The sequence below is a fragment of the Marinovum sp. genome (assembly GCF_034669705.1).
Lineage (GTDB): Bacteria > Pseudomonadota > Alphaproteobacteria > Rhodobacterales > Rhodobacteraceae > Marinovum.
Genome location: NZ_JAXMOR010000051.1, coordinates 1 through 25,078, shown reverse-complemented (window position 1 = coordinate 25,078; position 25,078 = coordinate 1). Strand labels below are relative to the sequence as shown.

At 61.9% G+C, this 25,078-nt stretch carries 25 protein-coding genes; 4 read left to right on the top strand and 21 right to left on the bottom strand.

Annotated features, from left to right (window positions below; translation table 11 throughout):
• Nucleotides 1-103 precede the first annotated feature (103 nt).
• From VOI27_RS22315 to VOI27_RS22290, 6 genes are read right to left on the bottom strand one after another with little or no spacing between them, the layout of a single operon-like run.
• On the bottom strand, nucleotides 104-430 hold the full coding sequence (locus tag VOI27_RS22315) for an FAD-dependent oxidoreductase (RefSeq protein WP_323768730.1): 327 nt from the start codon (nucleotides 428-430) through the stop codon (nucleotides 104-106).
• Nucleotides 431-475: 45 nt separating this feature from the next.
• Nucleotides 476-838, bottom strand: a complete 363-nt coding sequence (locus VOI27_RS22310) for a hypothetical protein (RefSeq protein WP_323768728.1) — start codon at nucleotides 836-838, stop codon at nucleotides 476-478.
• Between the two features lie 4 nt (nucleotides 839-842).
• Complete coding sequence (gene merA / locus VOI27_RS22305; protein ID WP_323768726.1) at nucleotides 843-2,255, bottom strand: mercury(II) reductase; 1,413 nt, start codon at nucleotides 2,253-2,255, stop codon at nucleotides 843-845.
• A 12-nt stretch (nucleotides 2,256-2,267) separates the two neighbouring features.
• On the bottom strand, nucleotides 2,268-2,495 hold the full coding sequence (gene merF, locus VOI27_RS22300) for a mercury resistance system transport protein MerF (RefSeq protein WP_323768724.1): 228 nt from the start codon (nucleotides 2,493-2,495) through the stop codon (nucleotides 2,268-2,270).
• The gene (locus VOI27_RS22295) at nucleotides 2,492-2,788 is read right to left on the bottom strand and encodes a hypothetical protein (RefSeq protein ID WP_323768722.1); all 297 of its coding nucleotides are present in this window, start codon (nucleotides 2,786-2,788) and stop codon (nucleotides 2,492-2,494) included. Before VOI27_RS22295 ends, merF begins: the two co-directional genes overlap by 4 nt.
• A 14-nt stretch (nucleotides 2,789-2,802) precedes the next feature.
• Nucleotides 2,803-3,198 (bottom strand): mercuric transporter MerT family protein, encoded by a 396-nt coding sequence (locus VOI27_RS22290; protein ID WP_323768733.1) that lies wholly within the window; start codon nucleotides 3,196-3,198, stop codon nucleotides 2,803-2,805.
• A gap of 76 nt (nucleotides 3,199-3,274) precedes the next feature.
• Between VOI27_RS22290 and VOI27_RS22285 the strand changes: the two genes are divergently transcribed.
• On the top strand, nucleotides 3,275-3,709 hold the full coding sequence (locus tag VOI27_RS22285; protein ID WP_323768720.1) for a helix-turn-helix domain-containing protein: 435 nt from the start codon (nucleotides 3,275-3,277) through the stop codon (nucleotides 3,707-3,709).
• 218 nt (nucleotides 3,710-3,927) lie between these two features.
• On the opposite strand, the gene VOI27_RS22280 is transcribed toward VOI27_RS22285, so the two are convergent.
• From VOI27_RS22280 to VOI27_RS22270, 3 genes are all read right to left on the bottom strand, one after another.
• Nucleotides 3,928-4,992, bottom strand: coding sequence for a hypothetical protein (locus VOI27_RS22280; RefSeq protein WP_323768718.1), 1,065 nt, complete (start codon nucleotides 4,990-4,992; stop codon nucleotides 3,928-3,930).
• A gap of 254 nt (nucleotides 4,993-5,246) precedes the next feature.
• On the bottom strand, nucleotides 5,247-5,873 hold the full coding sequence (locus tag VOI27_RS22275) for an exopolysaccharide biosynthesis protein (protein WP_323768716.1): 627 nt from the start codon (nucleotides 5,871-5,873) through the stop codon (nucleotides 5,247-5,249).
• A 44-nt stretch (nucleotides 5,874-5,917) separates the two neighbouring features.
• Nucleotides 5,918-6,985: a TerC family protein gene (locus VOI27_RS22270; protein ID WP_323768714.1), complete on the bottom strand. Its 1,068-nt coding sequence runs from the start codon at nucleotides 6,983-6,985 to the stop codon at nucleotides 5,918-5,920.
• Nucleotides 6,986-7,817: 832 nt separating this feature from the next.
• Here VOI27_RS22270 and VOI27_RS22265 point away from each other — a divergent pair.
• Nucleotides 7,818-8,603: a TerC family protein gene (locus VOI27_RS22265; protein WP_323768712.1), complete on the top strand. Its 786-nt coding sequence runs from the start codon at nucleotides 7,818-7,820 to the stop codon at nucleotides 8,601-8,603.
• A 42-nt stretch (nucleotides 8,604-8,645) separates the two neighbouring features.
• On the opposite strand, the gene VOI27_RS22260 is transcribed toward VOI27_RS22265, so the two are convergent.
• From VOI27_RS22260 to mutM, 8 genes are all read right to left on the bottom strand, one after another.
• Nucleotides 8,646-10,424 carry an SLC13 family permease gene (locus VOI27_RS22260; protein ID WP_323768731.1) on the bottom strand — a complete coding sequence of 593 codons (1,779 nt, stop codon included), beginning with the start codon at nucleotides 10,422-10,424 and terminating at the stop codon, nucleotides 8,646-8,648.
• A gap of 531 nt (nucleotides 10,425-10,955) precedes the next feature.
• Complete coding sequence (gene gyrB, locus VOI27_RS22255) at nucleotides 10,956-13,373, bottom strand: DNA topoisomerase (ATP-hydrolyzing) subunit B (protein ID WP_323768710.1); 2,418 nt, start codon at nucleotides 13,371-13,373, stop codon at nucleotides 10,956-10,958.
• Nucleotides 13,374-13,604: 231 nt separating this feature from the next.
• A complete protein-coding gene (gene recF, locus VOI27_RS22250; protein WP_323768708.1) occupies nucleotides 13,605-14,705 on the bottom strand; it encodes a DNA replication/repair protein RecF in 1,101 nt (366 codons plus the stop codon).
• Nucleotides 14,706-14,937: 232 nt separating this feature from the next.
• A complete protein-coding gene (gene dnaN, locus VOI27_RS22245; RefSeq protein WP_323768706.1) occupies nucleotides 14,938-16,056 on the bottom strand; it encodes a DNA polymerase III subunit beta in 1,119 nt (372 codons plus the stop codon).
• 162 nt (nucleotides 16,057-16,218) lie between these two features.
• Entirely contained in the window at nucleotides 16,219-17,628 is a 1,410-nt protein-coding gene (dnaA, locus tag VOI27_RS22240; protein ID WP_323768705.1) for a chromosomal replication initiator protein DnaA, read from the bottom strand.
• Between the two features lie 493 nt (nucleotides 17,629-18,121).
• Nucleotides 18,122-18,385, bottom strand: coding sequence for a 30S ribosomal protein S20 (gene rpsT, locus VOI27_RS22235; RefSeq protein WP_323768703.1), 264 nt, complete (start codon nucleotides 18,383-18,385; stop codon nucleotides 18,122-18,124).
• Between the two features lie 189 nt (nucleotides 18,386-18,574).
• On the bottom strand, nucleotides 18,575-19,351 hold the full coding sequence (locus VOI27_RS22230) for an enoyl-CoA hydratase (RefSeq protein WP_323768701.1): 777 nt from the start codon (nucleotides 19,349-19,351) through the stop codon (nucleotides 18,575-18,577).
• 64 nt (nucleotides 19,352-19,415) lie between these two features.
• The gene (gene mutM / locus VOI27_RS22225) at nucleotides 19,416-20,267 is read right to left on the bottom strand and encodes a bifunctional DNA-formamidopyrimidine glycosylase/DNA-(apurinic or apyrimidinic site) lyase (protein ID WP_323768699.1); all 852 of its coding nucleotides are present in this window, start codon (nucleotides 20,265-20,267) and stop codon (nucleotides 19,416-19,418) included.
• Between the two features lie 87 nt (nucleotides 20,268-20,354).
• On the opposite strand from mutM, the gene ubiE reads away from it, so the two are divergent.
• Both ubiE and ubiB read left to right on the top strand, forming a co-directional pair.
• The gene (gene ubiE, locus VOI27_RS22220) at nucleotides 20,355-21,107 is read left to right on the top strand and encodes a bifunctional demethylmenaquinone methyltransferase/2-methoxy-6-polyprenyl-1,4-benzoquinol methylase UbiE (protein WP_323768697.1); all 753 of its coding nucleotides are present in this window, start codon (nucleotides 20,355-20,357) and stop codon (nucleotides 21,105-21,107) included.
• Nucleotides 21,107-22,633 carry a 2-polyprenylphenol 6-hydroxylase gene (gene ubiB / locus VOI27_RS22215; protein ID WP_323768695.1) on the top strand — a complete coding sequence of 509 codons (1,527 nt, stop codon included), beginning with the start codon at nucleotides 21,107-21,109 and terminating at the stop codon, nucleotides 22,631-22,633. The genes ubiE and ubiB overlap by 1 nt, the downstream gene beginning before the upstream one ends.
• Nucleotides 22,634-22,717: 84 nt before the next feature.
• On the opposite strand, the gene VOI27_RS22210 is transcribed toward ubiB, so the two are convergent.
• The 4 genes from VOI27_RS22210 to VOI27_RS22195 all read right to left on the bottom strand — a co-directional run.
• Nucleotides 22,718-22,924, bottom strand: coding sequence for a hypothetical protein (locus VOI27_RS22210; RefSeq protein ID WP_323768693.1), 207 nt, complete (start codon nucleotides 22,922-22,924; stop codon nucleotides 22,718-22,720).
• A 227-nt stretch (nucleotides 22,925-23,151) separates the two neighbouring features.
• A complete protein-coding gene (locus tag VOI27_RS22205) occupies nucleotides 23,152-23,823 on the bottom strand; it encodes a flagellar hook capping FlgD N-terminal domain-containing protein (protein ID WP_323768691.1) in 672 nt (223 codons plus the stop codon).
• 9 nt (nucleotides 23,824-23,832) lie between these two features.
• Nucleotides 23,833-24,393: a flagellar hook-length control protein FliK gene (locus VOI27_RS22200; protein WP_323768689.1), complete on the bottom strand. Its 561-nt coding sequence runs from the start codon at nucleotides 24,391-24,393 to the stop codon at nucleotides 23,833-23,835.
• 410 nt (nucleotides 24,394-24,803) lie between these two features.
• A partial coding sequence (locus tag VOI27_RS22195; protein ID WP_323768687.1) for a hypothetical protein occupies nucleotides 24,804-25,078 on the bottom strand: 275 nt, incomplete at its 5' end.

Genomic DNA, 25,078 nt, shown 5'->3' with positions numbered 1-25,078 from the left:
GTGAACCCGCTGGCCCGATACGGCTGCGCTGTGTGAGGGCTACACCGCATCGGGCCAGCTACCCGAGCGATCCAGGGGGTCATTTTTGAATGCCGATAGGGGGTCAAGATTGCCTGCCGATTGACATGAGTCCACTTTCCATGCTCTCGGGCACCGGCTCCGTGAAGCTCTCCTTGTGCTTCATCAGCGATGGCCAATAGATCCTGGTCTCTCCTGCAATGCCCTTACCTTCGAGCCGCCGCACGGCCTCCACCGCTTCGGCGCCGGCGCGTAGCATCTTCTTCGGGTCGCAGCCCCGGAGCGCGCAGGTGCCGCCATAAGGCAGCTCGTCGACGATGGCGACGGACCAACCCGCCTGGCTGCATTTTTTCGCGGCATTGATCCCGGCCATGCCGGCGCCGATGACGATCAGGGCGAGTGTCTCGGTCATATGTGCTCCTCGTTCATGCTTGTCAGTCTGGGGCCGCTTACGCGCTCAACGATAGCGACCCATCAATCGTTCACTCAGCCCCCAGATCGCCATAGTGCCTCCACCCGTCGCAATGCCGAGCCAACGCCAGCCGTCCTCTCCGAGCGGCACCAGCCCCGTGCCATGGCCCAGCACCGGGAGCGTCATCGCCAGAAAGAAGGGCCCGGTGTAGCGGCAATGGACCCGGCCACAGCGCCGGGCATTGAACAGGCAGGCACTTCCCATCCACGCCAAGGCCAGCAACCAGATCCCCATTTTGGGTCCATCGGACAGTGGAATCGCCAGCACCATGGCACCTATCGGCAGCCACCAGGCGAGTGCGGCGCCGAGGGCCGAACCGAGGAGGTCGCGTTTCGATCTGCCGCTCATGCCTTCATCCTGCGCAGCAGCTGAGCGCTGCCACGTCCTTCTCGAAGGTCTGGGCCGCAAGCTTCAGCCCTTCCACCGTCGTGAGATAGGGCATTATGGTATCGCCCAGCTCCTCGTAGGTGAGCCCGGCTTTCAGCGCCATCGCTGCGGTCTGGATGCTGTCGGCGCCCTCGGGGGCGAGGATGTGCGCCCCCAGCAGGCGTTTGCTGCCTGCCTCGGCCACCAGCTTGATCAGACCGCGCGTGTCGCGGGCGGCAAGCGCGCGGGGGACTGCGTCGAGCGGCAGGACCGAGGTGAGGACCTCGTGTCCAGCGGCGCGGGCCTGTGCCTCGCTCAGTCCCACGCCCGCCACCTGCGGATCGGAGAACACGACCCAGGGCATCGTGCTGTTGTCGTAGCTGCGTGCCTCTCCCGCCACCGCGTTCCGGGCGGCGAGCTTGGCGCCGTAGGCCGCCATATAGACGAACTGGTTGCGCCCTGTGACATCGCCAGCGGCCCAGACGTTCGAGTTGGTGGTGCGCATCTGCGCGTCCACCACGATGCCGCCGCGCGCGTCGGTCTCGATCCCGGCCGCGCCGAGGTTCAAGCCATCACTGTTCGGCACCCGCCCGGTGGCAAGCACCAGTCGCTCGACGATGAAGTTCTCACCCCCGTTACCGGTCAAACGTAGGCCGTCGCCGTCGCGCACCACGCTCTCGTAGCCGGCGACCCGCGCCAAGCGAATACCCTCGGAAGCGAGGTAGCCCTCCAGTGCTTCGGAAATCTCGGGTTCGGCCTCGGGCAGCACACCGCGGCGGCTGACCAGCGTCACCGCGACACCGGCACGGGCGAAGAGCTGCGCAAGCTCCACGCCGATATAGCCCGCACCGAGGACCAGCATTGAGGCGGGCAGAACGGTGAGTTCCGGCGCCGACGTGCTGTCGAGGGCGCCGATATCCTGAATGCCGGGGATCGCGGGCGCGTGGGGACGCGATCCGGTGGCGATAACGATCTTCGCTGCCGGGAACGCCGTGTAGTCTACGGTAAGACTGCCTTTGTCGTCGAACCGGGCGCGACCTTCGATGTAGTCCACGTTCTCGTGCCGAGGCAGCACGTCGGCGTATTTTGCCGCGCGCAACTCCTTAACGAGCGCCTGCTTTTGCGCAACCGTCGCAGTCCAATCAGTCACGCTGGCTTCGGCACTGATGCCGTCAAACCGATTGGCGGCGCGGGCGTGGTGAAGACCCTCCACGGCGCGGATTAGGGCCTTGGAGGGCACGCAGCCCACGTTCACGCAGGTCCCGCCAATCGTCCCATCGCCGATCAGCGCGACTCGGGCCCCGGCTTCGGCGGCGGTAATGGCGGCAGAAAATCCGGCCGAACCAGCGCCGATCACAGCGAGATCGTAACCGCCCTTGGGAGTGCAGCAATCTTTCATATCATTCTCTCTTCAATTCGTGCGTTGGCGCCGCCAGAGCGCGAAAATGGTGATGCCGATGAATACGGCCAGCGCCGGCAGGAGCACGAAGTCGAGCCAGCCCAGCAGGGCCGAAAGCCCGACCGCGCCCAGCAGGACCACAAGGACCGGGGTGAAGCAGCATAGCGCCACCAGGACGGTGCCGATCAGCCCGTATTTCAGCAAACGGTCGTCCTTGGGGTGTGCCTGGCGCTCGCTCACGAGCCGTCTTCCGGGGCCGGTGTTGCGCCATAGCCCACGCCGGTGACGGCGGCGATAAGCCGGGCCGGGCCGGTCACGGCGTCGTCATAGTGCAGGACGTAAACGCCATCCTCGGCCTCGCCCTCGAGGAATTCCGCGATCTCTACAGTCTCGACGCGCTTGAGCGCCATGGCGACGATATAGCTGCACGAGGGGCAGGTTAGACCAGTGACGTGCAGGCGGGTCTCGGCTTCGGCTGCAAAGATCGCGGTCGGCGAGATCCAGAGAATGGCAGCGAGTAACATTTGTCTCATGATGGGCTCCAATATCAAAAGGTCAGGATGCGCGGCGCGACATAGGGAAAGACCAAGGCCAGCAGCACCGCGGCCAGCGCACCCCAAAGCAGTCCGCGCGTCAGGCCGCGATCCACCGGGCGTGCGCAGACCCCGGTGCCACAGTCCTCGGCAGACACAGGTCGGTAAGCCTTCCAGAATCCATAGCCGAGCGCGGCCAAGGCGAAGGAGAGGGTTACCCACTTGTAGGCGTAGAGCGCTGTGAGTTGGCCGATGAGGACCCCGGTGACGCCAAGGCTAACCAAGACCAGCGGCAGGATGCAGCAAGAGGTCATCGCCAGCGCCCCGAGCACCCCGGCGCCAGTGGCTGTCCATCCGGTCCTGTCAGGCCTATCCTCCGTCTGACGTTCTGCCCCGTTCGTCTCCACCATCATCTTGTCGCCCTGTTGTCGTTCGATGACTGACAAGATAGGGTCTGTAGTAGCTACAGGGTCAAGGAGAAATCTCATGCCTGAAGATCACGCCCTCGCGAGCGACCTGAAGCGTTCCGATCTCGCCAAGCTGACAGGCTGTAACCTCGAGACGATCCGCTACTACGAAAATGTCGGCCTGATGCCTGATCCGCCGCGCACCGCGTCAGGTCATCGCCGCTACGGACCGGCGCATGTGGAGCGGCTGCACTTCGTGATGCGCGCACGGGATCTTGGCTTTACCATGGAAGAGATCCGCGGGCTGCTGTCTCTGGTCGATCACGGCAGCCACACTTGTGCCGAGGTCGAGCGGATGGGGCGCCACCATCTCGAGGTAGTGCGCGACAAGATCCGCGACCTCCAGGCGATCGAGACCGTGCTCGCTCAGACAATCGCACGCTGCACCGGGTCCGACACGCCCGATTGCCCGCTGCTCGATGTTCTCAATGAGGGGCAGACCAGGTCAGAGTAATCAGAAAGCTCGGTGGAATAGCTGTCATACACGCGAATTGCAGCGAATGGCCATTGTCCGCCCTTCCTCTCGGAAGTGGAAGGCAGTCACTCACGGCCCAAAGGAGACATGCAATCACCACAAAAAATGCTGCGGTGCTGTCCGTCAAACCGGACGTTCACTTCAGCAAAAGATAGGTCCGTAAGGAAACCCATCGAAGAGGCAAACGTTTGTTTTTACTATTCGGATGGTGCGAACCGGATTCCCTGATCAGGGAAGGCATCGCGAAGGTTTTTCATTGCCTGGAGCCACTTTGAACCGCCCCACTGATTAATAAAAGCGTAAGTGCGATTCTCGAAGTGGAGGAGTTCCTCTTCGCCGCAGAAAAACCGGGTGCGATCGAAACTACGTCCCATCTTTTGCCGCTTTTCTTGTGCAAGGAGATAGAAATCGTTCGCACTCACTTCGCCATTGACTGAAACGAGAGCACGATCAATCGACCGACCAAGGTGTTCTGCAACCTTCTCCGGGGCGACGCCTTGCTCGACAAGGTAGCGGAACGTTTGATAGATGGCATGCCGCTTGCGCAACCCAGATATCTTACGTCCACCCAGAATTACATCGTAGCTGGTCCAGTCTCGGGTGTCCGAGCGCGCCTCTCGCTCCTTACGCTTCTTCTCGGTTACCCGGACCTGGTATTCCGCCATCTCCGGGAGCGGGATGATCTGCTGGACATCCACGAAAACTCGACTGTCGTGTTCGTAAGGCTGGAGCCGCACACATCGGATGTCGATACCGCGCTCAATGAGCCAAAGAACCGATGTCGTCAATTCGCGAGCGAACTCAGCTGAGGCCAGAACGATCCGAACGTCTTGGGCAAACGCATCCTCGTCAGGTTCGTCCCACCCGAGGAAGTCGAGCAACTCAGCCCGTGCATCGGTATCGGAATTGCCGATCTGTGCCTGATATCGATCGAAGACGTCGGCGGCCTGATCGAAGGTCATGGTCGAGACCATCGCGGCATAGCGGATCGCCTGGAGTTCCATATGGCCGCCATCTTCCGTTCGCTTGAGCTCTACCACGACGAGGTTCGCATCGCGGTCGATGCCGAGGAGGTCGATGCGCCGACGCGATTCGTCCCAGTCTCCGAACTCCTCCGCGATCACCAGCGTGTCGGGGGCGACAACTGAGATGTTCGCTCGCAGAAGACGCTGAAGATCACGCCGCTCTTGCAGCTGCATCTGGCTGAATGTGGTCTTGATCAGAGGCCTAATTTCTTCTCTGGCAAACTCGTAGATTGGCATAAACAATTCTGACCTTTCCGGGTTCACAACCATTCAATCGCAGCACAAGCCGACGGGCAAGCGCCATCGGCACTCACGGCCCTTTTCGGACCTTGGCTATGACTGCAAGATGCTGCAGTGCGGATTGTCATTGCGGCCATTCATTCATAGTGCGGCGTTCTATTAAACTAAACGTCGGTCAGCTGACATAGCGGGCTTTCGCTGTGAACTGGATGCTCTATTGTCCGGGCGCGTTTCTGCCAGTCGGAAAAAAATCAAAATAAGTTTAGCATCGCGAAAGCACCGGCCGCAAAAATAGCGGCGACGACTGCAAACGAGGCAAGGCTGATGATGAACCCCCCGAGAAGCCACAGGCCATCGCGTTCGCCCAGGCTGAGCGCCAGCATGATAACAGAAAGCGCTGGCAGCGTGTTTCCAAAGGGGATAGGCAGGAACATGAAGATGGCCATCACAAGACAAGCGATACCAACGGTAAGATCGGCCGCTCTTGCTGACAGGACCCAGTAACGGGGATGTGCCAATTTTTCCACCCATTCAATCCAAGGCAAGGCACGCGAGACGATCCGACCAAACGACTCATGCTCAATCCACCGTTTACCCAGAAAATTTGGCAACCAGACGGAGACGCGCCCGATAATAAGTTGCGCTGCGACAAATATGAGCGGGGGTCCGGTGATCACTGACGCACCCGGAACGAAGAAAACCAGGTTTGGCAATGCAAAGATGATGAGCAGGGGCACGAAGCTGCGATCTCCCAGCATGACGATCAGATCGTTGAGCGATATGCTTTTGCTACGACCGTTGTCGAGTTCGCGAAGGACCGCTGATAGCTTTCTATCCGGCCCAGTGCCATCGATGGGCTTATAGGGGAAGCCGACCACTCAAATGCAATCCGATTTGTTTATGATTTCGTCAGGAATTGAGGTCACTTCTGTGGTTCCAGACTGAGGGGTGTTGAAAGACTGCCTTTGGTAGCGTTCACTCCATTTCGGTTCTCGGTTGTGGTGGCTAAAGTTGTCAAACCTGCCTCTCCGCGCGTTTTCCAAAGCGAAAATGCCACGCCTGCCCCGAGAATTGCGAAGGTAATGCCGAGCGACCACGATGGCTGAAATTTCTCCCAGCCTATCAAATCGGCCAAGAAGATCTTCGATCCGATAAAAATCAGCAGAACCGAGAGCGCGTATTTGAGGTAGGCTAAATGATGCAGGACAGCTGCAAGCGCGAAGTAGAGTGCGCGAAGACCCAGAATTGCGAATATGTTTGAGGTGTAGACGAGGTATGGATCGGTAGTGATCGTGAAAACAGCCGGCACTGAGTCCACCGCGAAAACCAGATCAGCGATTTCAATCAAGATCAGGGCAAGAAATAGCGGGGTCACATATCGTGTAACTTTACCAGTAGCAGGGTTACGCTCGCGGACGAAAAATGCACGCCCCCGGAGATCTTCGGTGACATGCAGGCGCCGCTTCATGAGCTTGAGAAGGCGGTTATCGTTGAGGTCATGCTCTCCGTCACTCGAGACAAAGAGCATTTTGATCCCTGTGAAGACCAAGAACCCAGCGAAGACATAGAGGACCCAGTGATACTGGTCGACGATCGTAACGCCAAGACCGATCATGAGCCCGCGCAGCACTATCACACCCAGAATGCCCCAGAAGAGCACGCGATGCTGGTATTGCCGCGGAATGGCAAAAAAGCCAAAGATCAGTGCGATGACAAAAATGTTGTCCATCGCTAGCGTTTTCTCGACTACGAACGCCGTCAGGTATTGGGCTGCAGCCTCAACACTCATCTGCCACCAGATGAAGCCGGCGAAGGAAAGGCCGAGCGCGATATACATCGCTGACATCCGTAAGCTTTCGGCAACGCCAATCTCGTGATCGTCTCTGTGCAGAACGCCCAAATCGAACGCCAGAAGACCAATTACCAAAGTGAGAAAGACCAGCCACATCCAAAGTGGCTTGCCCATAAACAGCAGGAAAAGGATTTCCAAGATACGGACCTCGAGTGTCACACGCTTGGGCGGTCGCGGACGCGAGAATGCGATTGCGACACCGAGCGTGCCAGCGCGGTCCGACATCACGAGGGGGTGCCATCGTCAGAGGGGCCCGGTCCGCAAGATTGAGATGATGATGCCGGAAAATGTTTCAAGTGGCCGAAGAAAAGAATCTGTGACCAGCAGAAAGCCGAAAGGCATGATGTCGAGAAATGACGTTTAACTACCATCGCCTTCGCTGTGGCGCCGCATTTCTGGGCCGGCCAGTCCTGAACTGAGACATCGCCCGAAAACTACGCAAAGATTTTTTTCGCTGGACCTGAGCCGACCACTTGTGAGGCGAACAGAGAGTATAGATATCTGATATTGTCACGTGCGGGCTGGCGCATCATTATAGACGGCTCTCTGCATTGAGTGACGCCTCGAACTCGGCGACATCCGAGACGGAATACACCTGAATGCAACCCGAGCATTTGCCTCAACCGGACACGGACTTGGAAGAAGTTGGGCCCGGCGAGAAGGTCGTTATAACTTGGGCCGAATGGCGCCAGATCCTCTATAATTGGATGCTGATGCTTGCTGCCTTGGGCGTGATATACGCTATTGGCTACTGGGTCTCTCCATAGACCCTTGACGTGCGAACGATTGCTTTAGGATAATTGCTTGGTTCAGAAGGTATTCTGTCGCGGCTCTTGCTACCAACGCAGTAGATGCTGAGCACCCTATCATGCTTTAGCTGGGGCCGTTCACATGACGAAAGCGCCTGCAGATCCATCCAAACGAACACCGTTTATTCACAAACCCTACCATAAGAAATTGCCTCCTCCCCATGTTCGAACTATTCCTCACGCCTGAAATTTGGGCTGCATTCTTCGCGCTGGCGACAATGGAAATTGTCCTGGGCATCGACAACTTGATCTTCATTTCAATTGTCGCCAACAAACTTCCAGAGCCGGCACGCAGCCGCGCCCGACAGGTGGGCATCGCCTTGGCGCTTGTGCTGCGGTTGCTCCTGTTAGGGATGATCGCCTGGATCGTCGGACTGAAAGAGCCGGTCTTTGATCTTGGTATTTCAGGTCCGGTTGGCATGCATGGCGAGCCGACCTTTGAGACCTCTTTTTCCTGGCGCGATCTGATCCTAATTGGCGGCGGGTTGTTTCTGGTTTGGAAAGCTACCACTGAAATCCAGCAAAAGGTCCAGCCCCAGCCCGCTGGGACGGTGTTTGCGAGCCGCCCGACCGCAGCACTGGGCGCCGTGATTGTGCAGATCGTCGCGCTTGACGTTGTGTTCTCCGTCGACAGCATTCTGACTGCGATCGGCATGACTGACGTGCTGGCAGTCATGTATGCTGCCGTCATCGTGGCTGTCGGGATCATGTTTCTCGCCGCAGGGCCGGTGACTCGTTTTGTGCATGAAAACCCGACGGTCATCATGCTGGCATTGGCGTTCCTGCTGATGATCGGCATGGTGCTGATCGCGGATGGCTTCGGGCGACATGTTCCTAAAGGCTACATCTATGCCGCGATGGCTTTTGCGGCCTTTGTAGAAGCGTTGAACATGTTTGCCCGGCGCAGCCAGCGCCCGCGGATGAAGCCACCCTCCGGAACGCAATAGCGCAAAGGTGCCCGGCAACAGCCGCGCGGCATCCGCATCGTCTTAGTGGTTTAATGGCCAGATGACCGGAGCTAACAGAACGGTAACCAGCCCTGCGATGATATTCATCGGCAAACCGATCTTCAGGAAGTCCGCAAAGCGATAGCCCCCAGCACTGTAGACCATCGTGTTGGTCTGATAGCCGATGGGGGTCGCAAAACTTGCGCTTGCGCCGAACATGACGGCAACGATGAAAGCGCGCGGATCGAGCCCAAGCTGGGCGGCGATACCCGCGGCAATCGGCGTCATGATGACTGCAACAGCGTTATTCGTAACGACCTCGGTCAGGATCGAGGTGATCGCGTAGATGATGGCGAGCGCGAGCAAAGGGCTCATGACTGCCAAAGGTGCAGCAAGGCCATCTACAACCATCTGCATGGCACCGGTTTTTTCCAGTGAGGTGCCCAACACCAGCATAGAGACGATCAAGAGCAGCAGCCGTCCGTCAATTGACCCCAGACCCTCATCCGTCCCAACGCAGCCAGCGACCAGCACGACAGCCGCACCGATGATCGCAAGCGGCAGGATCGGCGCAAGATTGAAAGCTGCGCCACCGACGACAGCGGCAAGGACGGCAAGGGCCAGCGGTGCTTTGCGGCGCAGGTAGGCACGTGCTGCGATCGGTGCCAGCGGGATCAGGTCTTCCGCGCGCGCAAGGCGGGCAATGTCTTCAGTCCGCCCGTCCAGCAACACGGTGTCGCCTTGGACCAAGTGCAGGGTATGGTCGCCCATGTCCACCGCCCCCCCCTTGCGATGGATTGCAATCGGATAGACGCCGTAGCGTCTGCGCCACCCCAACTCAGCGACCGAACCCATATCGACCTTGACCAAGGCTTCGATCACGCGATGCTGCCGGGTCGCGGCCAGTTCGGTGCCAGCAATCTTGACCTTCGGGTCACTCTCATCGCGAAATCCCATTACCTCCGTATCCGACGTGCGCAGCACGATCCGGTCCCCGCTGGCCAGTTTCAAGTTCGACAGCGATTGGCGCAGGGAAACATCATCGCGAATTACGTCTATCACCCGCGTTTCTCGGCGGCGGAATTCCTGCAAGTGGAGAATAGTCTCGCCGATGAGACTGGAACCCGCCGGAACAAAAAGCTCGACCGTCCAAGACTTGCGATCATTGAAAGCCACTACTTCGGTCAGCGTGCGCTGCGCAGGCAGCAGGCGCGGTCCAGCGATGGCCAGAAACAGTCCACCTGTAAGAGCCAGCGCAATGCCCAAAGGTGCAATCTCAAACATGGTAAAGGGCACCATCCCAAGGTCTTGGGACACACCATCCACAAGCAGGTTGGTCGATGTTCCGATCAACGAGCAGGTGCCGCCAAGGATCACAATGTAGCTCAAGGGGATCAGCAAACGCGAGGCGCTGGTTCCCAGTTGGCTTGCAAGGCCGAACACCACCGGGATCAGCACCATCACCACCGGCGTGTTGTTCATGAAAGCAGATGCAGCGCCGGCCAACACGAAAAACCCGATGACAGTTGCAATGGGACGGCGGGACACGTGATGGCTCAGGCGTTCGGCAATGGTATCGACCACGCCAGTCCGCACCAGTGCCGCGCTGATCACGAACATCGCGCCGATGGTCGCCGGCGCCGGGTTGCTGAGGGCTTTCAGCAGATCATCGACCCCGACGAGGCCCAGCAGAAGGGCAACGGCCACCCCGCTCAGCGCGACCACTTCGGCGGCAAGACGTTCACTGAGAAAAAGCGCAAATATCCCTACGAGAAGAAGAATGGCAGCATATGGCGCCAGTAAGCCGAGGTCGAAGAGCATCAAAGATACACCAATGAAGCGTCACATATTGCGACGCAGGCTAACCAGCTTTCGTAGTCATCAAGAAGCAGCCAAGTCAATCTGTGAAATGAAGCCGGCGCGCCGGTTCGCCGTTCTCATCACAGGAGTGACCGCTTAGCGGACATTGCTAAGCAACGCGGCGAAAGTCCGGTATCCGCCCTTTCTGATTATCTGTGAGTAGCGAAGCTTCGAGGACGTCGGTTTAGTCCGACCCTGCCAGACCGCAGCGTTCCAGAACTTCCAAACTCGCCCGCAAGTCCTGTTAGTTTCGCGTATAAGCGGTCCGGAAGACCGATGATGGGCAATGAGACTTTCGACGCAAAGCATCAGTCGAACGCGAACGAGCTGCCATGGCCCCGCTGAGGAGCAGTGCCCCAAGGACTCCCGGGAGGCTGACTGCGGGACCTCACAGGAAACGCATTGAAATTCCTATTATTTAATGGACAAAGTCCTCTCGCGGCGAGAAAAAATATGCGCGCCGCGAAAAAATACGCGCTCACCTACACCCCCTCAGAAATCCAGGTTCTCCACGCTCAGCGCATTCTTCTGGATGAACTCCCGCCGCGGCTCCACCACATCGCCCATCAGCTTGGTAAAGATGTCATCCGCCTCGGCCACGTCATCCACCTTGACCTGCAGCAGCGTCCGCGCATCGGGGTCGAGCGTGGTTTCCCAGAGCTGATCCGGGTTCATCTCGCCCAGGCCCTTGTAGCGCTGCAACGTGTTGCCCTTTTCGCCCTCTTCAAGGATCGCACGCAGCAGGTCGAGCGGACCGTGGATCAACTGGTGGCGGTCCTTGCGGTGCAGGGTCGCGGCGCTGCCGTAGATCTCCTGCAGCGACTCGGTGAAGCTGCCGGTGCGGCGGGCCTCGCCGGAGCGCAGCATCGGGCCGTCGAGGGTGCGCACCTCTTCGACGCCGCGCAGGATGCGCGCCAGCCGGATGCCGTGATCCTGGGTGATGCGACCGCGCCAGCCCTTTTCGTATTCCAGAGCGATCAGGTCGAGGCGCTCGGCCACGAGATCGGCGACGCCCTGCAAGTCGGCATCCACCGCGCCGGGCACAAAGGCACCGGCGATCGCCGCCTGCTCAAGGATGTGGCGTGGATAATGCGTCGGGAAGGCATCGAGCACGCGCTTGAGCTGTCGCGCCTCCTCGACCACCCGCAAGAGGTCCTGACCGGTGATTTCCTCGCCACCGGCGAGCTTCAGCACCGCGCCCTCAACCCCTTGGTTCATCAGGTAATCATCCATCGCCGCCTGGTCCTTGAGATAGACCTCGGACTTGCCGCGGCTGACCTTGTAGAGCGGCGGTTGCGCGATGTAGAGGTAGCCGCCCTCGATCAGCTCGGGCATCTGCCGGTAGAAGAAGGTCAGCAAGAGCGTGCGGATGTGCGCGCCGTCGACGTCCGCGTCGGTCATGATGACGATCTTGTGGTAGCGCAGCTTGTCGATGTTGAATTCGTCGCGGCCGATGCCGGTGCCGAGCGCCATCACCAGGTTGCCGATCTCCTGGCTGCCGAGCATGCGGTCGAAGCGCGCCCGCTCGACGTTGAGGATCTTGCCCTTGAGCGGCAGGATCGCCTGAGTGCCACGGTCGCGGCCGGTCTGGGCCGAGCCGCCGGCGCTGTCACCCTCGACGAGGAAGAGCTCGGTCTTGGCCGGGTCCTTTTCCGAGCAGTCCTTGAGCTTGCCGGCGAGGAAGTTCACGTCCATCGCCGTCTTGCGCCGGGTCAGCTCGCGCGCCTTGCGGGCGGCTTCGCGGGCCAGCGCGGCCTCGATGATCTTGCCGACGATCTGCTTGGCTTCGTTAGGGTTCTCCTCGAACCATTCGGACAGCTTCTCGCCCACCAGGTTCTCGACCGCCGGGCGCACCTCGGAGCTGACCAGCTTGTCCTTGGTCTGCGAGCTGAACTTCGGATCGGGCACCTTCACGGACAGCACGCAGGTCAGGCCTTCGCGGGCGTCGTCACCGGTGAAGTTGACCTTCTCGCGCTTGGCGATGCCGGTTTCCTGGGCGTATTTCTGGATCGTCCGGGTCAGCGCGCCGCGGAAGCCGGCCAGGTGGGTGCCGCCATCGCGCTGGGGGATGTTGTTGGTAAAGGGCAGCACGGTCTCGTGGTAGCTGTCGTTCCACCACATCGCCACTTCGACGCCGATGTCGTCCCGCTCGCCGTTGACATAGATCGGCTCGGGCATCACCGGATGCTTGTGGCGGTCGACGTATTTGACGAATTCCTTGACGCCGCCCTCGTAGAACAGCTCGATATGCAGCGGCTCTGCGGGGCGGTCATCCTCGAGAATGATCTTCACGCCGGAGTTCAGGAAGGCCAGTTCGCGCAGGCGCTTTTCCAGGATGTGGAAATCGTAGTCGAGGTTCGAGAAGGTGCCGGTCGAGGCGAGGAACCGCACCTCGGTGCCGCTTTCGCCGACGGCGTCGTTGGTGACGCGCAGATGTTCCGTTGTCTCGCCATGTTCGAACTTGGCGTAGTGCTCCTTGCCGTTGCGCCAGACCCGCAGCTCGAGCCAGACCGAGAGCGCGTTGACCACCGAGACGCCGACGCCGTGCAAGCCGCCCGAGACCTTGTAGGAGTTGCTGTCGAACTTGCCGCCGGCGTGCAGCTGGGTCATGATGACCTCGGCCGCCGAGACGCCCTCTTCCTCGTGGATGTCGACCGGAATACCGCGACCGTTGTCGCGCACCGAGACCGAGTTGTCGGCATGGATTTTCACATGCACATAGTCGGCATGACCGGCCAGCGCCTCGTCGATGCCGTTGTCCACCACCTCATAGACCATGTGATGCAGGCCCGAGCCATCGTCGGTGTCGCCGATGTACATCCCGGGACGTTTGCGGACAGCTTCTAAACCTTTGAGAACCTTGATCGAATCCGCGCCATATTCGGGTGCGGGTTGTGCTTGCTCGGACATGCGGTGCCTTCTTTTTCTCTCGCCCGGAATATAGGCTGTTTTTGCGTATATGTCACGCGGATGCCACAAGATTTTGTGTGTCAGCCGGTACGAGCCGCGGTCGCACGCGGGCGGCGGCGGGAGGTCCCGGATCAGGTCCGGGACGGGGTCGGGGAGGGGCTGCCGATACGCCAGAAAGACCCGCGCCCCGGACCCGATCCGGGGCCTCTCCCTTCGTATCCAGGAGCGCGGTCAGCCGGCGGCGATGGTCGAGCCTCCATCGGTCTCGAGCACCTCGAACCGCTGCGCCCGCGCGCCCAGATCGGCGAAGAGTTCGGGCCCGGTGCCGGTCATCCAGGCCTGCGATCCGAGCGCGCAGACCTCGTCGTAGAGCGCCGCGCGGCGGGCCGCGTCGAGATGCGCCGAGACCTCGTCGAGCAGCAGGATCGGCGGGCTGCCGGTGTCGTGCGCAAGGGCGCGTCCGTTGGCGAGGATCAACGAGATCAGCAGCGCCTTCTGCTCGCCGGTCGAGCACTCCCGCGCCGGCACCCCCTTGGCGGCAAAAACCGCGTGCAGTTCGGCCCGGTGCGGCCCCACCATGGCGCGGCCTGTGGCGAGATCGCGGAACCGGCTCTCGGCCAGGGCGTCGCGCAGGGCGGCCTCATCGGCGGGCATCTCGCCCTCGGTGGCGGTCAGTTCCAGCTCGCTTACCGGAAAGGCGGTCTCGGTGTCGGCCTGGGCGGCGGAGATGCGCGTCAGGGCGGCTTGCCGGTTGGCATGGATCGTCGCGCCGGCGCGGGCCATCTGCGCCTCGAGCGCCTTGTACCAATGGGCGTCGCGCACCTGGTCCTTGAGCAGCCGGTTGCGTTCGCGCATCGCCTTTTCGTAGTCGAGCACCGCCGTGGCGTGATCAGGAAAGAAGCTCAGCGTCATCCGGTCGAGAAACCGCCGCCGTCCGTCGGCACCTTCGATCCAGAGCCGGTCCATCGAGGGGATCAGCCAGAGCACGCGGGCGAGCTTGCCAAGGGCGATCTGGCTGGCGGGCTTGCCGTCAATCCGCACCTGCCGCGCGCTGCCCTGCTCCGACAGGCTCTCGATCTCATGCGGGCGGTCGTCGGCGGTCAGCGCGGCGGTGATCTTCCAGCCCAGCGCCTCGGGCCGGCGGGTCATCTCCTCGGCACTGGCGCGGCGCAGGCCACGACCGGGCGAAAGCAGCGAGACAGCTTCGAGGATATTGGTCTTGCCCGCGCCGTTGGCACCAAAGAGTGCCACCGGGCGCGGATCGGTCGTCATCTCCACGCGCTTGTGCGAGCGGAAATGCGACAGCTTGAGGTGGGTGATATGGGTCGGCATCAGGTGCCAACTAGCGCAAGCCGCGCGATCGCCGACCCTCGGGGTGGCGATGCGACGCTTGCGTATGGCAGTTTATCTCTCAAAATCCGTAGACGGTCGAACAGGTGCGTTTCTGCCAGCCAAATTGCCGCCCGCCCCGCCCGAGGCGGTACCCCTGGAATTCGGTGTGACGGGGGCGGGTCGGCGATCACGCGGCGGCCTGACGGCCTTGGTTCCGCGCATGGGGGGCCAATTACACCCGCATCGGCATGACGACGTAAACCGCGCTGGTGTCATTGCCTTCGCGCATCAGGGTCGGGTCGCCGGCCGAGTTGAACATGAACACCGCGTTCTCGCGGTCGACCTGGCTGGCGATCTCCAGCAGGTATTTCGCGTTGAAGCCGATCTCGAGCCGCTCGTCGGCATAGGCCACCGCCAGCTCTTCTTCCGCCGCACCGCTGTCGGGCGCATTGACCGACAGGATCAGCCGGTCTTCGTCGAGCGACATCTTGACGGCGCGCGAGCGTTCCGAGGAGACCGTCGCCACCCGGTCCACCGCCCGGGCAAAATCCGAGGCATCGACCTCGAGCTTGCGGGTGTTGCCCTGCGGGATGACGCGAGTGTAGTCGGGGAAGGTGCCGTCGATCACCTTGGAGGTCAGCATGATGTCCGGCGTGGCGAAACGCACCTTGGTCTCGGACACCGAGACCGCGATCTCCAGGTCGTCATCGTCGAGCAGCTTGCGCATTTCGCCCACCGTCTTGCGCGGCACGATCACGCCGGGCATGTCGGCCGCACCCTCTGGCAGCGGCGCGTCGATGCGGGCAAGGCGATGGCCGTCGGTGGCGACGCAGCGCAGCACCTTGCCGTCCTCGCCATCGGCCACATGCATGTAGACGCCATTCAGGTAATAGCGCGTCTCCTCGGTGGAAATCGCGAATTTCGACTTGTCGAACAGCCGCCGCAGAACCGTTGCCGGCGCCGAGAAGTTGGAGGAATACTCAGAGGTCGCCATCACCGGGAAATCCTCGCGCGGCAGGGTCGCCAGCGAGAAGTTCGACCGGCCGGCCTCGACCGTGAGCCGGCCCGAGGCGCCCTCTTCGGCCAGGGTCACCAGCGCGCCATCGGGCAGCTTGCGGACGATCTCGTGCAGGGTGACGGCGGCGACGGTGGTGGCACCGGCGCGTTCGACCTGGGCCGCGGCCTTGTCGACAACCTCGATATCCAGATCGGTGGCGCGAAAGGAGACGGTGTCGCCCTCGGCCTCGATCAACACATTGGCCAGGATCGGGATGGTGTTGCGGCGCTCGACGACCGATTGCGCCTGCGCAACCGCCTTCAGCAATGTGCCGCGTTCTATGCTGATCTTCATAACCCTGTCCCTCCGAAAGCCCGGGACCGGCACGTTAGCCGCATCCCCCGGGTGCTCCAAGCCCTTTTCAAGCAATTGCGAGAGGTTTCCAATGGTTTGGCAAGGGCGTCAAGGGCAGGGCGGGCCGAGAGTGAACGCGGCCCGCCGATCGTGCTTTCCTGCCTACGCTTCCAGCGTCCGGCGCAGCATTTCGAGGTCCTCGGCGATCTGGCCGTCCTGCACCTTGAGCTCCTCGATCCGCCGCACACCGTGCATCACCGTGGTGTGGTCGCGCCCGCCGAAACGGCGGCCGATTTCCGGCAGCGAACGGCTGGTCAGCTGCTTGCAGAGATACATCGCCACCTGCCTCGGCCGGGCAAAGACCCGCAGCCGCTTTGGCCCGATCAACTCGGACATGCGGATGTTGTAATGTTCGGCCACCTGACGCTGGATCTCCTCGATGGTGATCTTGCGCTCCGAGGCGCGCAGCACATCCGCAAGGCAATCCTGGGTCAGCTCCATGGTGATCGGCCGGCCGACCAGCGAGGCAAAGGCAAAGAGCCGGGTCAGCGCCCCCTCGAGCACCCGCACGTTGGTCGAGATCCGATGCGCCAGGAACTCCAGCACCTTCTCGTCGAGCTCGAGCTCGGGATACTGCAGCCGGTGTGTCGCCAGCTTGGAATGCAGAATGCCGAGGCGCAGCTCGTAGTCGGTCGGATGCAGATCGACCACGAGACCGGACTGGAGCCGCGACTGGATGCGGTTCTCCATGTCCTTGATCTCGCCGGGTGCCCGGTCGGCCGAGATGATGATCTGCTTGTTCTGATCGACCAGCGCGTTGAAGGTGTGAAAGAACTCCTCCTGCGTGCTGTCCTTGCCGGCGATGAACTGAACGTCATCCACCATCAGCACATCGACCGAGCGAAAGATCTGTTTGAAATCCATCATTTTACGGTCTCGCAGCGCCTGAACGAAGCGATACATGAACTGCTCTGCCGAGAGATAGAGCACGTTGAGATGCGGCGACCGGGATTTGAGCTCCCAGGCGATGGCATGCATCAGGTGCGTCTTGCCCAGACCCACGCCGCCATAGAGGAACAGCGGGTTGAAGGTCACCTCACCGCCCTCGCCCACCCGACGCGCGGCGGCATGCGCCAGCTCGTTGGGTTTGCCGACGACGAAGGTGTCGAAGGTAAAGCGCTTGTCCAGCGGCGCGCTTGGCAGCAGGTCGGCCAGATCGGTGCGTGATGTCATCGGTTGTGCCGCCTTGGCGTGTTGTGCCCCCTGCTGTGTCTGTGTGGCCGGCTCGGGCGAGTGTGCAGCCCGAGACGCCGATGGCATGCTGGCCTTGTTGGCCGGCACACCGAATTCGATCCGGCGCACTTCTGCGCCGGCGTTCGTCATGGCGTACAACAGCAAATCCCCAAAGTTGCGTTGTACGTAGTTGCCCAGAAAGCTGGTCGGCACGTTGAAATGTGCCACACCGTCGGTCACTCCTTCGAATTCCAACGGCTCGATCCAATTGGTGAAGTTGTTTGCTCCAACGGTCTCGCGCAACTGCCCCTGTAGTGCTCCCCACTGGTCTTTCGTCATGTGTCCCTGCGTCCGTTCCCATGTACCCGGCCGCGAACCCGCAACCAGCGCTAAAAAATATGACCGGTGGTCCCCTTGCCGGGAAACCCCGACAACACCAGCCATCCTATAGAAACACCTGTCGCATCCGGAGGCCTGAAGGACTCCGGGATTCGGTCTGACGACCTCGATGTTTCTGTCTTGGACATGGCTTCGAGCAGAATGCTCAATTTACTGCGATCACGGCCGTTGCCGGCGCTTGATCGCATCAATTCAGTCGGTGCAAATCGACTGGTTTCGCCTGTCCCCCCAGTGCGAGCTGACTCGCAAGACCGAACCTAGCAACCCCGCCCGCAGAGCGGCAACCGAAACTAAATGTTGACTCGGGTTGTGCATAAAAAGAATCCCCAGCCCTGTGCAACAATGCCACTATGGCCGGCGACCCCCCTTGATTCGAAACGAAAAAAGCGCCCCAGGGGGCGCTTTCCGCAACATTACAACAGTTTTTACCGGCTTAGCCGATCGCGTTCACGCGGGCCGACAGACGCGACATTTTGCGCGAGGCGGTGTTCTTGTGCATGACGCCTTTGGTGACGCCGCGCATCAGTTCGGGCTGGGCGGCACGCAGGGCGTTGGTGGCCGCGTCCTTGTCGCCAGAGGCAATCGCCTCTTCGACCATGCGCAGGTAGGTGCGGATGCGCGAACGGCGTGCCTTGTTGACGGCAAAGCGCTTTTCGTTCTGACGGGCGCGTTTCTTGGACTGGGGCGTATTGGCCATGCTGATCTTCCCTTTCGCGGGTCTGGTATGTCGAATTGCGCGATGCCAGACCTGCCCGGACCTGAAGTCCCCGGGGATGATTCTAGCCTGAGCGGGCTGCACGCGCATGTATGGCGGCGGGATATAGCGACATCCGCGGGATTTGCAAAGGCCAAAAGCACCCGGACGCCGGCCTTTGCGCCCGGCGGCCTATTTGTCGCGGAACTGCGCCTCGCGCTTTTCCTGAAAGGCCGCCATGCCTTCCTTCTGGTCGTCGCTGGCAAACAGCGAATGGAACAGCCGTTTCTCGAACAAGAGACCTTCGGAGAGCGAGACCTCCTCGGCGCGGTTCACCGCCTCCTTGGCGGCCATGGTGGCCAGCATGGATTTCTCGGCGATCTTCTGCGCCGCGCCCTGAGCCTCTTCCATCAGCTTCTTGGCCGGCACCACGCGGCTGACCAGCCCGGCACGCTCGGCCTCTTCGGCATCCATGAAACGGCCGGTCAGATGCATGTCCATCGACTTGGACTTGCCCACCAGACGGGTCAGCCGCTGGGTGCCGCCGATCCCGGCAATGACGCCGAGGTTGATTTCGGGCTGGCCGAACTTGGCCGTATCGGCGGCAATGATGAAATCGCACATCATCGCCAGCTCGCAGCCGCCGCCCAGCGCATAACCCGCCACCGCGGCGATGATCGGCTTGCGGGTGGCGGTGATCGCCTGATGCTCGGTCCAGAAGTAATCTTCGGTAAACATGTCCACAAAGGACTTGTCGGCCATCTCCTTGATGTCGGCCCCGGCGGCAAACGCCTTGCTCGAGCCGGTGAGGATGATGCAGCGCACCTTGTCGTTCGCCGAGGCCTCGGCCAGCGCCTTGCAAAGCTCGCGCAGCAATTGCGAGTTGAGCGCATTGAGCGCGTCGGGCCGGTTCAGGGTGATGGTGGCAACGTGGTCGTCTACTTCGACGGTGATCGTCTCATAGGCCATGTCAGATGCTTTCCGTTGTTTCGATCGATTTCCCGTGCTTATCACTCTGAATGTGCGGTTCAACCTATCTTTGGCAAGCCGGACAATAGAAGCTCGAGCGCCCGGATTGCACGATCCGCGCCACCGTTCCGGTGCAGCCTTCGCGCCGGCAGGGCTGGCCCTCGCGGCCGTAGACATCGAAACTGTGCTGGAAATATCCAAGCTCGCCATCGGCTTGGCGGAAATCCTTGAGCGAGGAGCCGCCGGCAGCAATCGCCCGGGTCAGCACATCGCGGATCGCCGGCACCAGTGTCGCCGCCCGGGCCGAAGAAAGTGCCCGCGCCTTGCGGCGGGGCGAGATTCCGGTGCGGAACAGGGCCTCGCAGACATAGATATTGCCCAATCCCGCGACGATCTTCTGATCGAGCAGCGCCGATTTCACCGGTGTGTTGCGGCTGGCCAGCGCCGCCGTCAGATAGGATTCGCTGAAGGCGTTGCCCAGCGGTTCCGGTCCCAGTTTCGCCAGCAGCGGATGTTCCTCGGCCCGGTCGGTCGCCATCAGGTCCATCGCGCCAAACCGGCGCGGATCGTTGAAGGTGACCCGCGCGCCCCCCGCCATGTCAAAGACCACGTGATCGTGTTTTTCCGGGGCCGGGTGGTCATGCACGAACTGCCCCAGCGGATCGCCCGAAATCAGGATCCGCCCCGACATGCCCAAATGGATCAGCAGCGTCTCGCCGCTGGACAGATCGGCGAGGATGTATTTCGACCGACGCCGCAGCCGCTGCACCCGCTGACCCGCCAGCCGCTCGGCCATCCGCTCGGGAAAGGGCCAGCGCAGATCGGGCCGGTTGACCGAGACCTGCGCCATCACCGCCCCCTCCATCACGGGGGCCAGTCCGCGACGAACCGTCTCGACTTCGGGCAATTCGGGCATCTGGGCGTCTTCCTTTCAAGGCGTCGCATTGTAACGGCCATTCAGCGCTCTATAAGAAAGCCGGAGACAACAAAACGGCAAGCCCCCATGAGCGACGACGCGCAGAAGACGACCCATTTCGGCTATCAGACGGTGCCCGAAGAGGAAAAGGCCGGCCGGGTGCAGGGCGTCTTCAATTCCGTGGCCTCGCGCTATGACGTGATGAACGACGCCATGTCGATGGGCATTCATCGCATCTGGAAGGATGCGATGATGGACTGGCTGGCACCGCGCGCCGGGCAGAAGCTGCTCGACGTGGCCGGCGGCACCGGCGACATCTCGTTCCGCTTTCTCAGGCGCGCCGGCCGCGGCCATGCCACCGTGCTCGACCTGACCGAACCGATGCTGATCGAGGGCCGCAAGCGCGCCGAGGCCGAACAGATGGCCAGCAGCCTCGACTGGGTGGTGGGCGACGCGATGGCCCTGCCCTTCGAGGACAACACCTTTGACGTCTATACCATCAGCTTCGGCATCCGGAACGTGACCCGCCCAGAGGTGGCGCTCGCCGAGGCCTACCGGGTGCTGCGCCCCGGCGGACGTTTGATGGTGCTGGAGTTCAGCCAGATCCCCAACCCGGGGCTGCAATGGGCCTATGACCGCTATTCCTTCAACGTGATCCCGGCCATGGGTCAGGCGATCGCCGGGGACCGCGACAGCTATCAATACCTGGTGGAATCGATCCGCCGCTTCCCGGATCAGGAGACCTTTCTCGACATGGTGCGCAGCGCCGGGTTCGAGCAGGCCAAGTACCGCAACCTGACCCTCGGCGTGGCCTGCCTGCATTCCGGCTGGAAGCTCTGATGCGCGGCCCGCACAATATCTTTCGCCTGATCCGCACCGGCGCCACGCTGGAACGGACCGGCGCGATGAACGACGTGCTCGATGCCTTCGATGCGCCGCCCTCGCTGCGCATCGCCGCCAAGGCGCTGGGCTGGCCGTTCAAGTGGCTTGGCTTTCGCGGCGATCCGAGCCTGCCGCCGGTGACCCGCGCTTTGACGGCGATGGGCCCGGCCTACATCAAGTTCGGCCAGATCCTCTCGACCCGGCCCGACGTGGTCGGCGATGACCTGGCGCTGCAGCTGCGGGTGTTGCAGGACAAGCTGCCGCCCTTCACCGTCGCCGCCGCCCGCGCCAGCATCACCCAGGCGCTGGGCCGTCCGGCCGACGAGATCTTTTCCGAGATCAGTGCGCCGGTTGCCGCCGCCTCGATCGCCCAGGTGCACAAGGCCCGGGTGCGCGACACCGGCGAGACGGTGGCGGTCAAGGTGCTGCGCCCCGGCATCGAGCGCGCCTTTCGCCAGGATATCGACGCGTTCTATTTCGCCGCCCGCGCGATCAGTCTGATTGCACCCTCGGCGCGGCGGCTGCGGCCGATGGAGGTGATCCGCCACTTCGAAGGCGTGGTCATGGGCGAGCTCGACCTGCGTCTCGAAAGCGCCGCCGCCTCGGAGTTTGCCGCCAATACCAAGGATGACGAAGGCTTTCAGCTGCCCGAGATCAAATGGCACCTGTCGGACCGGCGGGTGATGACCATGGGCTGGGCCGAAGGCGTGCCGCTGGGCGACAATGCCGCGCTGGATGCCGCGGGCCACGACCGCGTGGCGCTCTCTGAACGGGTACTGCAGCTGTTTCTCAACCACGCGCTGCGCGACGGGTATTTCCATGCCGACATGCACCCCGGCAATCTCAAGGTGGCGGCCAACGGCGACATCATCGCCTATGATTTCGGCATCATGGGCCATATCGACGAGTACACCCGCCGGGTCTATGCCGAGATCCTCTTCGGCTTCATCCGCCGCGATTACCGGCGTGTCGCCAAGGTGCATTTCGAGGCCGGCTACGTGCCTGCCGACCGCGATGTCGAGGAGTTCGCCCGGGCCCTGCGTGCCGTGGGCGAGCCGATTTTCGGCATGGATGCCACCCGCATTTCCATGGCCAAGCTGCTGGCCTACCTGTTCGAGGTGACCGAGCGCTTTGGCATGGAGACCCGGACCGAGCTGATCCTGCTGCAGCGCACCATGGTGGTGGTCGAAGGGGTGGCGCGCGCGCTCAACCCGCGAATGAATATCTGGGAGGTCGCCCATCCGATCGTCGAGGATTACATCCGCGGCAGCCTCGGGCCGCGCGCTTTCGCCGGCGATCTAGCCCGCACCGCTCAGGTGCTCGCACGCTTTGGCCCGCGGCTGCCGGCGCTGGTCGAGGCCGCCCTGCTGTCTCACACCGAAGAGCCGCCGCAGGACCGGCGCCGACAGGGACGCTGGGGCTATCTGGCTGTCGGTCTCCTGGCCGGATTCGTCACCGCGGCGGCCCTGCTGCCACTGATCTGACGTCAGCCTCTGAACGCGCGGCGCCAAACGCAGAAACGGCGACCTTCTGGGCCGCCGTTTCAGAGATTCGCTTTAAAAATGAACTTAGTCGGTACCGGAGGAGCTTCCACCGCTGCCGCTGGATGCCGCAGCAACGACCACCAGAACGGTGATGCCGCCAACAAGGGCCAGTTCGGTTGTACCTTGAGTCGCAACAAATGGGTCGGCAGCTGTGTCAGCTTGCTGAGCAACAGCGGGTGCAGCCGAGGCAATAACTGTGGCGGCCGCAGCTGCCATGGCAAATTTTTTCATCATGTTCTCCAGACATTCTTGGGTGAACATACACCCCACGCCGCAGAAAACTACTACGAAGGGCGTTTGTTTTCAAACCCGTTTGGCGCGAAATTCTTGTGAATTTGTTCAGGTCAGGTCGCTGCGTCTTTTTCGCAACAAATAGGGGTGACGTAGGGTTTTCTGTGTTCAAACTGCATCACGCCGCCACTTTTCCTTGCCCAGACCTCGGGGAACTCGGTTAAAATTCAGCTAAGAGCACGCACTCCGGTGATTTCTTCCACGTCAACGGAGCCTCCTCCGTTGAGCCCAAGCACCAGCGCGCCGTTCTCGATCCGCGCTTCGATGACTTCGTGATAGCTCGAAACCGGTGTCAGACCTATCGATTCGCCCTGGAACAGGTTGTCGACGACAAAGCTGTACTGCCCTGCCGGAAGTGGCGCACCGCTGTCGTCTACGCCGGCCCATTCGAACGTGCTCTGCCCCGACGGAAGCGCCAACCGCTGTACCAGCGTGTCGCTTTCGTCATAGACCTCGAGATAGCTTTCCTCGGCAACGGGCGCGGTCGTGACCGAAAGGCGGACCGGGCTGCCGTCGAAATACGCCGGCCTGTCGGCACGAACCGCCTGCCCGACCCAATCCGCCATGTCGCCCAACCCGCCGGCGCCCAGCAGGTTGACCATGCTGCTCAGCAGATCATTGGTCACCACTTGCTGTTCGACCGAGGAAAACGTCGCCAGCTGTGAGGCGAACTCGGTGGAATCGAGGGGGTTGAGCGGGTCCTGGTTGCGCATCTGCGCGGTGAGCATTTGCAGAAAAGTGTCGAAATCCGACGACAGGGCACCCGTGGTCGAGGCTGTCTGCGCGGTCGTCACACCACTAAGCGCAGATGGAGCCGAAGGGCTTGGGGCTGTGATCATCTCTCTCTCCTATACGCGAATGTCGAGGCGGGTGGTGGCGGCAAGCCGCGGCGCAGGTGGCAATGGCGGCTCCTCGTCCTCGGCGGTATCGGGTCGCAGGTCCTGCTCTGGTCCGGGTGGTTCCGCACCCGGACTCCGGTTCTGCCGGCCGGAGGTGGAGAACTCGAAGGCAATGTCGCTGTAGCCGAGATCGCGAAAGGCGCGTTCGACGATCTCGATGTGCCGCCGCATGAGGTCTTGGGTCTCGGGCCGTTCGGCCACCACCTGAAGCAGGATCTGCCCCTCCTGCCCGCTCACCCGCATCTGCACGCGACCGAGCTCCTCTGGGCGCAGGGTGATCTCGGTAACCTCGCCCGGAACCGCGCGCACAACCGGCACCAACTGCTGCGCAACCTCGCGCGCCATTGCCTGAGACGACGCGGCGGGCGGCGGACCATGCGGAGCAGGATCCCTGTGTGGTATCAGCGGGTCAACGCTCTGAACCGCCTGTCCGTCGGGCAGCCGGGCTTGCGCTGCAATCTGGCTGAGCGGCGTCACACCCCCGGCCGATGTGGCGGCGAAACGGGACACTGTCGGTATTTCACTCGTGTCCTGGCGGTGTGCTCGGTCGGTTACAGAAAGTGGAGTACCGGCCAGCCTGTCCGTCGCCGGCCGGTGGGGGCCTTCGCTGGCAAAGGCAACAAATCTGGTGATCCGCTTCCGGAAATGTACCTGTTCGCGTCCACGGGCGTCACTGTCACTGCCCTTGTCTCGAACGCTCGGTCCATGCCGCACCACCGGAGAGCGCACATCCCCTTCGTCACCGCGTCCGGCGCCGCGCGTCGCGGCCGTCCGTGGCATTGCTGCGGTTTCGGCTGACGCCTTGTCCGGCTCTGTCGAAGCGACCGAAGGCCCCGAGGGTACGGGGTCTGACGATTCAATAGGGCGCAGCTTGGCTCCGGGCTCCTCACGCCCCGTTGCCTGCCCTAGGTACGATCTGGTCACCCGTTGGTGCACCAGCGTCGCCTGCGGTCTGTCCGGCTCCGGGACCAGGTGGCGCGAACCGGCACGCTCTGCCTCCGCGAACTCGCCATCCGGCCAAGCCTCTCTGCCGGCCATCGGAGGCGGCGCGATGATTGGCAACGGTTGCGGTTGCGGTTGCGGTTGCGGTTGCGGTTGCGGTTGCGGTTGCGGTTGCGGTTGCGGTTGCGGTTGCGGTTGCGGTTGCGGTTGCGGTTGCGGTTGCGGTTGCGGTTGCGGTTGCGGTTGCGGTTGC